The 12922-nt window shown below is 60.5% G+C and carries 10 protein-coding genes; 5 read left to right on the top strand and 5 right to left on the bottom strand.

Features of this window, described 5'->3' with window-relative positions:
- The first annotated feature begins 99 nt into the window (after positions 1–99).
- Both AX760_RS15105 and AX760_RS15100 read left to right on the top strand, forming a co-directional pair.
- A complete protein-coding gene (locus AX760_RS15105) occupies positions 100–510 on the top strand; it encodes a hypothetical protein (protein ID WP_087149264.1) in 411 nt (136 codons plus the stop codon).
- A 96-nt stretch (positions 511–606) separates the two neighbouring features.
- Entirely contained in the window at positions 607–972 is a 366-nt protein-coding gene (locus AX760_RS15100; protein ID WP_071833758.1) for a GFA family protein, read from the top strand.
- A gap of 58 nt (positions 973–1030) precedes the next feature.
- On the opposite strand, the gene edd is transcribed toward AX760_RS15100, so the two are convergent.
- The 5 genes from edd to AX760_RS15075 form a co-directional block, all read right to left on the bottom strand.
- A complete protein-coding gene (gene edd / locus AX760_RS15095; protein ID WP_071833757.1) occupies positions 1031–2851 on the bottom strand; it encodes a phosphogluconate dehydratase in 1821 nt (606 codons plus the stop codon).
- Positions 2852–2932: 81 nt separating this feature from the next.
- On the bottom strand, positions 2933–3631 hold the full coding sequence (gene pgl / locus AX760_RS15090) for a 6-phosphogluconolactonase (RefSeq protein ID WP_071833756.1): 699 nt from the start codon (positions 3629–3631) through the stop codon (positions 2933–2935).
- 10 nt (positions 3632–3641) lie between these two features.
- The gene (gene zwf, locus AX760_RS15085; protein WP_071833755.1) at positions 3642–5117 is read right to left on the bottom strand and encodes a glucose-6-phosphate dehydrogenase; all 1476 of its coding nucleotides are present in this window, start codon (positions 5115–5117) and stop codon (positions 3642–3644) included.
- 209 nt (positions 5118–5326) lie between these two features.
- The gene (locus tag AX760_RS15080; protein WP_071833754.1) at positions 5327–6613 is read right to left on the bottom strand and encodes an NAD(P)/FAD-dependent oxidoreductase; all 1287 of its coding nucleotides are present in this window, start codon (positions 6611–6613) and stop codon (positions 5327–5329) included.
- Between the two features lie 16 nt (positions 6614–6629).
- Complete coding sequence (locus tag AX760_RS15075) at positions 6630–8066, bottom strand: glutamine synthetase family protein (protein WP_071833753.1); 1437 nt, start codon at positions 8064–8066, stop codon at positions 6630–6632.
- 172 nt (positions 8067–8238) lie between these two features.
- Here AX760_RS15075 and AX760_RS15070 point away from each other — a divergent pair, with 172 nt between their 5' ends.
- The 3 genes from AX760_RS15070 (at position 8239) to AX760_RS15065 (ending at position 12799) form a co-directional block, all read left to right on the top strand.
- Entirely contained in the window at positions 8239–9423 is a 1185-nt protein-coding gene (locus AX760_RS15070) for a BaiN/RdsA family NAD(P)/FAD-dependent oxidoreductase (RefSeq protein ID WP_071833752.1), read from the top strand.
- A gap of 228 nt (positions 9424–9651) precedes the next feature.
- Complete coding sequence (locus tag AX760_RS27235; RefSeq protein WP_175552070.1) at positions 9652–9807, top strand: hypothetical protein; 156 nt, start codon at positions 9652–9654, stop codon at positions 9805–9807.
- Between the two features lie 463 nt (positions 9808–10270).
- Positions 10271–12799 (top strand): methyl-accepting chemotaxis protein, encoded by a 2529-nt coding sequence (locus AX760_RS15065; protein ID WP_071833751.1) that lies wholly within the window; start codon positions 10271–10273, stop codon positions 12797–12799.
- Positions 12800–12922: the final 123 nt, after the last annotated feature.

Below are 12922 nucleotides of genomic sequence, written 5' to 3'. Positions count from 1 at the left end.
CCCGGCGATTTTTTTTGCGGTGAACGCCATTTGCGACACCGTCCTTTAAGGCTCTCCTGCTAGCGTGCCGGAAACGTTGAAGAAGAGGTGCGCAGAGCGATGGCGAGCCAGATTGCGGGCGAAAAGCCGACATATCTCAGCCGGGAAGAATCCTTCATGTATGATCGGGAAGTCAGTTTCCCGATGGAGGAGACGCGCAACGATGCCCGCATAGAATACACCGAAAAAGGCATGACCAACCTCAGTTCGCGGCGCTGCGAAATCCTGCAGATTTCCAGAAGCAGCGTCGTGCTGGGTATCGCCACCCAATTCCGGCTGCCGCCAAATTTCTACCTCGACGTCCCAAGCGCCCGCATCGGCATGATCGGCTGCGTCGTCAAGCGCGTCCACATCAACAATGTCGTCGAGGCCCGCTTCCTGCGCCTGATGACTGAACGCGATATGAAACGCATCTTCGTCTACAGCACCCATCCCAAACATCGCAACCTGACGCTGGATATATACGGGTGAGAGGGCCAAATGTTTCTAATCGCCACGAATGGACGGGTTGACTGCTGTTTCAGTTGACGGTTTGATTGGCGCGCCAGCCAACGGACATGAGCCTCGATGCAGCGTCCCTATCGCCTTTCATGTCATTGTGGAAATATCCGCCTGGAGGTTGACGCGGATCTCGCGGATCTTGTCGAATGCAACTGTTCGACCTGCCGTCGTTCCGGCTTCCTGCATTGGAAAGTCGCAGAGCACCAGGTACGGCTTGTTGATGAAAAACGCGTGTTATCGACCTATGTCTGGCGTGCCGTGAGCGAAGGTCATCATTTCTGCCCGACATGTAGCGTCGCTATCATGCGAAGCGGATATTCGAACAATCGCGTCTCGCTGAATGCTCGGTGCATCGATAATATCGATGTTTTCTCGCTGGAAGTGGCGCGTTACGACGGTCGCGACGACATGCCGCCGGGACCATTGCGTTAAACAGCACTCCCGGATCGAAGTCCGGAAGCGAGGGTGCGGAAAAGCCATCGATCACTCGTCAATGAAAAAACACGCTGGCGCCCTGGTCTGCCGTGCCGACGGCGGCGCGGAAGGGGGCGAAGAGTTCGCGGCCCATGCCGAATTCGTTCGCCGAGAGATCGGCTTCAGCGGGCGCACGGGCGGCAAATTCCGCCGCATCGATGATCACCTGGATCGTGCCGCTCGTCGCGTCGAGGCGGATCATGTCGCCTTCACGAATCCTGGCGATCGGTCCGCCTTCCATGGCTTCGGGTGTCATGTGGATGGCCGACGGGACTTTGCCGGATGCGCCGGACATGCGGCCATCGGTGATCAGGGCGACCTTCTGGCCGCGGTCCTGCAGAATGCCCAGAACCGTCGTCAGCTTGTGCAGCTCCGGCATGCCATTGGCCTTCGGCCCCTGGAAGCGCACGACGGCGATGAAATCACCTTCCAGCTTGCCGTCCTTGAAGGCTGTCTGCATTTCCGTCTGGTCGTGGAAGATCTTGGCCGGTGCCTCGATGACGTGACGCTCCGGCTTGACGGCCGAAATCTTGATGACTGCCTTGCCGAGATTGCCGGTCAGCATCTTCAATCCGCCGGATTGCTGAAAGGGGTGCTCGACGGTCGACAGGACCTTGGGATCATGGCTGTGGACGGGTGCCGGTTCGCGCGCGACCGTACCGTTTTCGCCAAGCTTCACGTCGATCGCATAGGACGACAGGCCCTGGCCGAAGACGGTGCGCACATCGTCGTGCAGCAGGCCGTGTTTCAGAAGCTGGCTGATCAGGTAGCCCATGCCGCCGGCAGCGTGGAAATGGTTCACGTCGGCAAGGCCGTTCGGGTAGACGCGGGCCAGAAGCGGGATGGTATCGGACAATTCCGAAATATCCTGCCAGGTCAGCGCGATCCCGGCCGAGCGGGCCATGGCGACGAGGTGCATGGTGTGGTTGGTCGAGCCGCCCGTTGCATGCAGGCCGACAACGCCGTTGACGATCGAGCGTTCGTCGATCATCTCGCCGGCCGGCGTGAATTCGTTGCCGAGTGCGGTAATCGCAAGCGCGCGTTTGGTGGCTTCCCTGGTCAGGGCATCGCGCAGGGGGGTGCCGGGATTGATGAAGGAGGCGCCGGGCAGGTGAAAGCCCATGATCTCCATCAGCATCTGGTTGGAATTGGCCGTGCCGTAGAAGGTGCAGGTGCCCGGGCCGTGATAGGACTTCGATTCCGCTTCGAGCAATTCGTCGCGGCCGATCTTGCCTTCGGCAAAGAGCTGGCGGACCCGCGCTTTTTCATCATTCGGCAGGCCGGTGGTCATCGGGCCGGCCGGGATGAACACCGCAGGCAGATGGCCGAAGGTCATGGCGGCGATCATCAGCCCGGGCACGATCTTGTCGCAGACGCCCAGATAGACGGTTGTGTCGAACATGTTGTGCGACAGGCCGACGCCGGCCGACATGGCGATCAGGTCGCGCGAAAACAGCGACAGTTCCATGCCCGGTTGCCCTTGCGTGACGCCGTCGCACATGGCCGGCACACCGCCAGCCACCTGCGCCACGCCGCCGGCTTCGTGGGCTGCCTGGCGGATCAGTGCCGGATAGGTCTCGAACGGCTGGTGGGCGGAGAGCATGTCATTATAGGAGGTGATGATGCCGAGGTTCGGCACCTGATCGCCGGCAAGGGCGACCTTCTCGGCGGGGGAACAGACGGCAAAGCCATGGGCAAGATTGCCGCAACCGAGCACGGAACGGGTAACGTTCTTGGAGGCGGCAGCACGGACGCGGGCCAGATAAGGTTCGCGGTAGGGCTTCGAGCGCTCGACGATGCGGGCGGTGATGGCGGCAATGCGGGAATCAGCGGACATGGGACATCCTGTTCCGGAGCCCTCAAGGCTCCTCTGTCAAGTTCGTCTTCGGTGCGGTCGGGCTTGTCGCCCTGGCTCCGATCAGGGAGCCCAGTAAATCTGCAGCGGTGATTTTGCCCGGCGCAACACGGCCCGGATCGGCATTTCTGCCTCCTCGCCATCCGCCTGCGCCCTGGCAAGCACATCCTTCTTTCCGTTGCCCTCGATATGAAGCACGAGCATTCCGGCATCCTGAAGGCTTGAAAACGTAAAGGTCAGCCGCGGTTCGCCGGCGCCATCCGCTTCCATCGTCATCACGCCCCGTGGCGTGCCGACGTCAAGCGCTTCCGCCAGCCGTGAGCCGCCCGGAAAGAACGAGGCGGTGTGGCCATCGGTCCCCATGCCGAGAATGACGACATCGAAGGGCGAACAGATCGCCGCCGTCTGTTTCGTCGCGGTCGCCGCGGCGTTCTCGGCCGTTGGCGTCGGATAATACAGCGGCTCGAACAGGGCCGACGCGGCAGCATCGATCAAAAGATTGTCTTTCACGAGCCGCTCGTTCGAGCGATCGCTGTCGGGGGCGACGAAACGTTCGTCGACAAGGGTCACCGACACCTTGTTCCACGCAATGGCCGACTGCGACAGCGCCTTGAAGAAGGCTTTTGGCGTGGATCCGCCGGAGACGGCAAGGCTGGCCGTCCCACGCTTGGCGATGGCGGCGCTGAGCGCGGTGCTGACCGCTCCGGCAAGCCCCTGTGCAAGGGCCGATCCATTGTCGAATGTGTGCATCTCATTCGTCATCGCACCGCCCTCAGATGACTTCGTGCCAGGTCCGGCCGTCACGCTCGATCAGCGCGATGGCCTGGCTTGGGCCCCAGGTGCCTGCGGTGTAGTTCTGGACCTTCTGGCCCACCGCTTCCCATGACTTCAGGATCGGATCGACCCAGCGCCATGCCGCCTCGACCTCGTCGCGCCGCATGAACAGTGTCTGGTTGTTGCGGACAACGTCGAGCAGCAGCCGCTCATAGGCATCGGCACTGCGGGCATTGAAGGCTTCTGCAAAGGTCATGTCGAGCGAGACATTGCGCAGGCGCATGCCGCCAGGACCAGGATCCTTGATCATCAGCGACTGCTTGACGCCTTCGTCCGGCTGCAGGCGGATGATCAGCTGGTTGGCCTCGATGCGGCCGGCAGCGTCGTCGAAGATCGAATGCGGGATGGGCTTGAAGGAAATGACGATTTCCGACATGCGGCCGGCCATGCGCTTGCCGGTGCGGATGTAGAACGGCACGCCGGCCCAGCGCCAGTTGTCGACCTCCGCCTTGATGGCGACGAAGGTTTCTGTGTTGGAAACGCCGCCCTCGAGTTCCTCGAGATAGCCCTTGACGGCACCGCCGGCCGATGCACCGGCCTTGTACTGGCCGCGCACGGTCATTTTCTCGACATTGCTGGGATTGATCGGCTTCAGCGCGCGCAGAACCTTGAGCTTCTCGTCGCGCACGGCTTCGGCATTCATCGACGGCGGCACTTCCATGGCCACCAGGCAGAGAAGCTGGAGAATATGGTTCTGCACCATGTCGCGCAGCGCACCGGCCTTGTCGTAATAGCCGGCCCGGCTTTCGAGACCGACGGATTCGGCCACCGTGATCTGGATGTGATCGATATAGGCAGAGTTCCACAGCGGCTCGTAAAGCGTGTTGGCAAAGCGCAGCGCCATCAGGTTCTGCACGGTTTCCTTGCCGAGATAATGATCGATGCGGAAGATCTGCTCTTCCTTGAAGACCTTGCCGATCGTGTCGTTGAGTTCGAGCGCCGAGGCGAGGTCGCGGCCGATCGGCTTCTCGACGACGATCCGCGTCGTCTTGGTGATCAGCTTGTGATCGCGGATCTTCTCCGAGATGTCGCCGAAAATACCGGGCGCGACGGCGAGGTAGAAGGCGCGCACCCGATCTTTGGCTTCATCGAGCAATGTTTTCAGCTTGTCCCAGCCCTGATCGGACTTGGCATCGACAGAGATGTAGAAAAGCCGATCGGTGAAGATCTTCACCTGGGCCTCGTCATACTCGCCCTTCTTCAGGTGTTCCTTCAAGGCATCGGTCGCAAACTTGCGGTATTCCGCGTGGCTCAGCGCGCTGCGCGATGCCCCGATAATGCGCGTCGGATCACTCAGCTGGCCATCCAGCTGGCGATGGTAGAGCGCGGGTAGCAGTTTGCGTTCGGCAAGGTCGCCGGTGCCTCCGAAAACCACATAATCAAAGGGTTCGACGGGGATGATCTGGCTGCTCATGAGAAATCTCGATCTCGTTCTGTTCGGAGAGGTTTATAATCTAATCGATTTAAAATCGCTAGAGCGGGATGAGGAAAAGTGTGAATCGGTTTTTCGACTGCATCCCGCGCTCGCTTTTTCGGTGAGGCAGATTCGGATTTTACCGGGATTGCCCGTAAAATCCATATCTTGCATGGTGCGACGCAACAAAATGCAGACGATGGTTGCTCTCAGAATTTATCGCGCAGGGCATACCAGCTGAGAGCCAGGAACAGGAGTACCGGCCGGAACCGCGCGCCGCCCGGAAATCCGTTGATGTTCAGGTCCCGGAAAAGCTCCAGCTCTGTCGGCTTGCCCAGCACCATGTCGGCATAAAGCTTGCCGCAATAGTTGGACAGCATGACGCCGTGGCCGGAATAACCGCCGATGGATGTGACGCCCGGCATGACCTGCCGCACGAAGGGCTGGCGCGGCATGGTGATGCCGACGGATCCGCCCCAGGAATGGGTCATCTCTATATTGGCAAGCTCCGGGTAGATCTCGGTGATCTGCCGCCGGATATGATTGGAAATGTCGGCGGGATTGTCGGCCGTGTAGGCCTCGCGCCCGCCGAACAGCAGGCGTCCGTCCTGCGATTTGCGGAAATAGCGGACGACGAAGCGCGAATCGGCAACTGATTCGCCGCCAGGCAGGACGCCGGGGTGATCGACGAGAACCTTGGTGGCGCCGATGAAGGAGCGGATCGGCATGACATGGCCCGCCGTCACCGGTTCGAGATTGCCGATATGACCATTGCAGGCAATCAGGGCGCGGTCGGCGGTGATCGTGCCCTTGTCCGTCTTGATGACGACCTTGCCGGAGGCGGTTTCGATTTTCAGCGCCTTGGTCTGCTCGTGAAGGGCCGCTCCGGCAAGGGCTGCCTGCTTCGCCAGACCGACAAGCAGTTTCATTGGCTGGATATGGCCGGTGCCGTTGTCGCGCACGCCGTATTTGTAGAAGCGGGAGCCCAGCCGCTCGGCCGTCTCCGTGCCATCCATGAAATGCAGGTGCGGATAGTCGTACCGGGTCGCCGCGATCTCGGCATTGGCCTGGTAGTCTTTTTCCATGCCGGTCTTGTGGGAGACCGACAGGTGTCCCTGCACATATTCGATGTCGATCGCATGCGCTTGAGCAAAATCCAGCAGGTGCCGCTTGGCGTTTTCCGCCATGTCGAACAGCGCTTTCGAGCGCTCGTAGCCCAGCGTGCCCTCGAATTCTTCCGGCCACCAGCGCTGGCCGCTGCCGAGCTGGCCGCCATTGCGGCCCGATGCGCCATCGCCAAAGCGACAGGCATCGATCAGCGTCACGCGCACACCGTTGCGGGCGAGATTGAAGGCAGCCTGCAGCCCGGTGAACCCGCCGCCGACAATAGCGACATCCGTCTGCACCGAGCCGGAGAGCGCCGGATAATCCGGACGCTCGACTGTGTTCGCCTCGTACCAGGAAATTCCTGGCGAGATCGGGCTTTGCCACGGCATGGCGGCGCCTTTCCGGTCAGACATTGAGAAGCAGGTATTCCCGTTCCCAGGGACTGATCACCTGCATGAAGGTTTCGAACTCGCCGCGCTTGACGCCGCCATAGATGGCGATGAATTCGGCACTGAAGATCTCGCGGAATGCCGGCTCGGATTCCAGAAGCGAGATCGCCTCCAGAAGACCGCGTGGCAGATCGATCGTGCCGCCGTTGACGGTGTCTTCCGCCGGTGCTGACGGCTCGAGGCCCTGCATCATGCCGAGATAGCCGCAGCCGAGCGACGCGGCCAGTGCCAGATAGGGATTGGCATCTGAACTCGGCAGGCGGTTTTCGACGCGCCGCGCGATGGGTTCCGACACCGGCACGCGGAACGCCGTGGTGCGGTTGTCGTAACCCCAGGCATTGTTGACGGGCGCGGACATGTCCGGCGTCAGTCGGCGATAGGAGTTCACATAGGGCGCCATCATCGACAGCGCCTTCGGCACGTATTTCTGCATGCCGCCGATGAAGGCGAAGAATTCCTTCGAGGCCGAGCCATCGGCATTGGAAAACAGGTTGCGGCCGGTATTGATCTCGATCACCGACTGATGGATGTGCATGGCGGAGCCCGCCTGCGCCTGCATCGGCTTGGCCATGAATGTGGCATAGATGCCGTGCTTTAGCGCCGCTTCGCGGATCGTGCGCTTGAACATGAAGACCTGGTCGGCCAGTTCGATCGGATCGCCATGCCGCAGGTTGATCTCGAGCTGCGCCGGGCCCTCTTCATGGATCAGCGTGTCAATCTCGAGGCCCTGCTTTTCCGAGAAATGGTAGATATCGTCGATCAGTTCGTCGAACTCGTTGACGCCGGCGATCGAGTAGCCCTGGCCACCCTGGATGGCACGGCCCGAGCGGCCTTTCGGCGGATGCAGCGGGTAGTCCGGGTCCTCGTTCTTGGCAACGAGATAGAATTCGATCTCGGGCGCCACGACCGGCTTCCAGCCTTTTGCTGTGTAGAGCTTGAGCACGTTCTTCAAAACATTGCGCGGCGTGTAGGGAACGTCCTCGCCCTTGGAGCCGGCGATGTCGCAGATCACCTGCGCCGTCGGGTCGCTTTCCCAGGGAACGACGGAAAGGGTGGAAAGATCAGGGACCAGCTTGATGTCGCTGTCGCGGGCATCATAGCGGAACTCACCCGTCTCTTCGGGATATTCGCCGGAAATCGTATGGCGGTAGATTGCCGAGGGCAGAGCCAGCGAGGTGTTCGACGTGAACTTCGAGGACGGCATCATCTTGCCGCGTGGAACGCCGGCAATATCCGGCGTAATGCACTCGATATCCTCGATACCCCGGATTTTCAGCCACTCGGTGGCTTCCTTCCAGGTCTTGACACCGCGTGGCGATTGCAGGGCGGCGGGTATTTTTGAACTCTTGCTGGTTTTCGTTGTTTGTTGGGCAATGGTTCTTTTTGGGGGCATAAATCACCGGTTTTGGGTTCGGATGCGGCCATCATAGCCGGAGTTTGCCAATTGGCTAGGGTGAAAACCCTTAGATTCAATCCCGTACAGGCTGTATTTGGCCTGCCGGGCCTGCCCTTGGAATTGACTTTCGTCCGCACTGGCGGAAGGAAGGGTAAAAAAGGAAACGGATTTGGCCGACAGACAGGACGTGGTGATCATCGGTGCAGGTGCCGCCGGCATGATGTGCGCGATCGAGGCAGGCAAGCGCGGTCGCCGTGTCGTGGTCGTTGATCATGCCAAGGCGCCGGGCGAAAAGATCCGCATCTCCGGCGGCGGCCGCTGCAACTTTACCAACATCCACGCCAGCCCGAAGAATTTCCTGTCGGACAATCCGCATTTCTGCAAATCGGCACTGGCGCGCTATACGCCCCGCGACTTCATCGATCTCGTCGAGCGCCACGGCATTGCCTGGCATGAAAAGACGCTGGGCCAGCTGTTCTGCGACGACAGCGCCAAGGACATCATCCGCATGCTGCTGACGGAGATGAGGGACGCCGGCGTGGCGCTGCGGCTCGGCATTTCGGTCGCCTCTGTCGAAAGGACGCCGACCGGTTTTCGCACCATGACCAGCGAAGGGCCGATCGACAGCGCAGCGCTGGTGATTGCCACCGGCGGCAAGTCCATCCCGAAGATGGGGGCCACCGGCTTTGCCTACGGGATCGCCGAGGAATTCGGCCTGCCGCTCGTCGAAACCCGCCCCGGTCTCGTGCCGCTGACGCTCGATCCGGGCCTGCTCGAGAGCTTGAAGGATCTGGCCGGTGTCGCTGTCGATGCCGAAGCCAAAAGTGGCAAGACCACGTTTCGGGAAGCCCTGCTGATGACGCATCGGGGGCTTAGCGGTCCGTCGATCCTGCAGATATCCTCTTTCTGGCGCGAAGGGGGCGATGTCCACCTGCACCTCCTGCCGGAGATCGATCTGCTGGCCGCGTTGAAGACCGCCCGCAAGGTCAATGGCCGGCAGGCCGCACAGACGGCGCTGGCCGAGCAGATGCCGAAGCGGCTTGCCCAGTTCTTCGTCGAAAAATCAGGCCTTGCCCACAGGTCGCTGGCCGATCTCTCGGACAAGGCGCTGGATGCCCTGTGCATTGGCATTCGCGACTGGACGATCCGCCCCGCCGGATCAGAGGGCTACCGCACGGCCGAAGTCACCCTTGGCGGGATCGACACCCGCGCGCTGGATTCCCGCAGCATGCAGGCCAGGGATGTTCCGGGGCTGTTTTTCATCGGGGAATGCGTCGACGTCACCGGCTGGCTCGGCGGTTATAATTTCCAGTGGGCCTGGGCCTCCGGCTATTCGGCCGGGCAGGCGGCCTGAGCGTCTGTCGATACAGTCGCATTGCCTTCAGCGATTGTTAAGGGATATGCGAGACGCTGTCTTTCACCGGTAAAATCCGGCCAAGGCACAGGATAAGACGCGGGTTGCGACAATATATCAGCTGTTTTGCTGTTTATTTCTGGCCATGATGGCGTTCGAACCCGATCCGGGCTGGCGGTTGGAACCAACCGGGTCTATTGTTGCCAATTGTCTGAAGGACAGGAAGCCATGAACCGTAACAGTCGTCGTGCTACCGCCCGTGCCATCGCAATTACCCGTGCGGACGAAAGTCGCAGCCGCAAGGCCATCGCCCTGACGCTGACGCTCCTTGCCCTTTTTGCCGTTGCGGCCATCGTGGCCCTGCCATCGGTATTGTCCTTCTAGGCCAGGCGAGCTAGTCCAGGCTAGGCTAGGCTAGGCTAGGCTAGGATCGTATGTCCACCGCCCGGTAACGCTGCGGCGGTTGTGGTTGCAAGCGCGGCTGCCATCCGCTGGCGTCTCAGAGCCAGTCCATCCCCTAAATTTTGCTATTGCCTGTTCGATTGTGAACACGGTCGATGATGGTGACGCGGTGCGGTTCGCCGACGCCAGCAATCCTTCGGTCAAATTGGATTATGCGAAACGATTAGATCGCATTTATGTAAATATTAAAGTTTCCAACTGAAGATCTATCTTCAAAGAAGCCTGCCGTGATTTGCGCCATGAATGACGCAGGATCATGCAATGATTGCCTGGCAGGCTCGCGGCTTCCTTCCGCATGTTTCCATCATAACATTCGCCGTGCTGTGTTCGGGGAGGCCTGTTTTCAGGCCGGGGGACGCGTCCGGCTGCGAGCCAAGGTGCGTTCATGTTCATCGACAAGATTCTTGCCCGATTCAAAATTCAGACCAAGGTGCTTCTGTTCATCTTTCCGTTTGTCGTCAGCATCTGCGCTGTTGGCATCACGGGTCTTTATGCGTCGGGCCTCCTGCAGGGACGGATGGAGATTTCCAACAGCGTCCTGCAGTCGCTCAGCGGTTTCAAGGACGTCTATGCCGGCATGAACGCGTTTCTGCAGAGCACCAGCGAAAAGAGCCGCGACGAGGTCTATGCCCGTCTTTCGGCCCAGAAGGCGGTGCTGGCCGATACAATGGCCGGTGTCGGCGAGGGCGTCGATACCAGCAAGCTGGCGGCGGCATCGACCCAGACGAGCGACATCGAAACCAAGATGGATGGCCTCTGGCAGCTCTATGTCGGCGAGCAGTCCCTGCGTAGCGCGATGACCAAGAATCTGAATTTCATGGCCGGCGAGCAGATGAAGATCCTCGAAGAGGCCACAAAGCTTCAGCGCTCGGTGCGCCAGGACGAGAACGCGGCCAAGAGCATGCTGCGCGAAGCCGACCGTCTCACCAATGGCAGCAAGTTTTTTGCCGAATTCGTCGCGGACTTTGCCAAGGCGAAGGCCCCCGAGGACAAGCTGAAGCTGGTCAAGGAACGGTATCCGTTCATCACCAAGACACAGCGTTCGATCGTCACCGTGCTGCCGAAAAGCCAGAAATCGGTGGGCGACACGATTTCGAAGACCGGCACCGAGATTCTCGCTCTGCTTGGATCGACGGATACGCCCGAAGTCAACGCGCCGAATGTCGGCCGTCTGGTTTCGCGTTTCCGCCAGGTCAGTATTCAGCTGCAGACGGCAGCCGGCGAAAAGATGCGGGAAGCAACGCGCATTTTCGGCGAACTGGACGAGCCGATCATCAAATCTGAAGCCGTTCTCGTTGCGACACGCAAGCTCGTCAATTCGGTTTTCTCCATCCAGATCGTCGCGGCGCGCTTCCTGGGCGACACCACTGCAGAAAATCGCGAAAAGCTTTTGAGCGAACTGAAAATCGTTCAGGGCGACATGGATGCGCTGAAGGGCAGCGCCAGCGGCCTGACCTTCTTTGACAGGATATCAGAGACCCTGTTGCCAGCCATCAGCAAGATGGACGAAGACAGCGCTGCCCTGGTCACGCTCAGCCGGGACCGTGCAGCGGATTTCACCGCCGCCGCCGCTTCGATCGATACGATCTGGGGCGAACTGAGCGAGTTTGCCGAAGATCAGAAGCAAAGTGCCGGCGCAGAACGCCAGGAAGCCAACACGATCTCGGTTGCCGCAACGATTGGCGGCGTGTTGATCGCACTGGTCGCCGGCGGGGCGCTGGTGCTGACGCTGAAGGGCCCGATCGGCCGTATCACGGCCGCCATGCGTGGCCTTGCCGACGGCGCACTCGACACCAACATCGAAGGCGATTCCCGTCGCGATGAAATCGGCGACATGGCGCGCGCCCTGGGTGTCTTCAAGGAAAATGCCCTGTCGAAGGTGCGTATGGAAACCGAAAGTGGGGAACAGCGCGCCCAGGCTGAGGAAGAGCGGCTCCGCAACGACGCTGAAAAGCGCGAGATCGACAGGCAGATCGACTTTGCCGTGAGCGAACTTGCCGCCGGTCTTGGTCGTCTGGCGCAGGGTGACCTGTCGCGCCAGATCGATACGCCATTCAGTGGTCGCCTCGAACAGTTGCGTATGGATTTCAACGGTTCTCTGGTGCGCCTGCAGGATACGCTGGTCCAGATCCGCAACAACGCGCTGGCGATCCAGCAGAACGGCAACGATCTTCACAGCTCAGCAGACCAGCTTTCCAAGCGGACGGAAGCCCAGGCAGCGTCACTCGAGGAAACAGCCGCAGCCGTCGACGAGATCACGGTGACGGTTCGGTCGTCCGCCGAGCGCGCCCATGAGGCCAACCAGGCCGTTGCCCAAACCAAGAAGAGCGCCGACAGCTCGGCCACCGTCGTCTCCAATGCGATTTCCGCCATGGGCCGCATCGAGGATGCCTCGCGCCAGATCGAGCAGATCATCGAAGTCATCGACGAGATCGCCTTCCAGACCAACCTTCTGGCGCTCAATGCCGGTATCGAAGCGGCGCGCGCCGGTGATGCAGGCAAGGGCTTTGCCGTCGTTGCCCAGGAAGTGCGCGAACTGGCGCAGCGTTCGGCCGGTGCCGCCCGCGAGATCAAGGATCTGATCAACAAGTCGACCAACGAGGTCAGTTCCGGGTCGTTGCTTGTTCAGGAAACCGGCGCCGTGCTCGCGTCAATCAGCCAGCAGATCGTCGCAGTCAGCACCCATGTCGAAATGATTGCAACCGCCAGCCGCGACCAGGCAACGGCGCTGCATGAGGTCAATGGCTCGGTCAACCAGATGGATCAGATGACGCAGCAGAATGCGACTATGGTGGACGAGGCAACCTCTGCCAGCCGCCAGCTCGCCAATCAGGCGGACACGCTGATGATGCTGGTCGATCAGTTCAGACTGGAAGCCGACGTGCCGGCCGGCCGGAGCTACCGCGCGGCCTGACGTCACCTGCAATGTGCATTCGCGATACCCGGTCGAGAGGCCGGGTATCTTTTTTTGTCAGAAAATGACGACATTCCCGAGCGTTTCGGGAAAATCATAACAAGGCCAGATTGTGAATAAGGC

Origin of the sequence: Pararhizobium antarcticum (genome assembly GCF_001885585.1) — a bacterium.
In the GTDB taxonomy this organism is placed as follows: domain Bacteria; phylum Pseudomonadota; class Alphaproteobacteria; order Rhizobiales; family Rhizobiaceae; genus Pararhizobium; species Pararhizobium antarcticum.
Note: the sequence above shows the minus strand (reverse complement) of the source record. Positions and strands in the feature narration are given on the sequence as shown.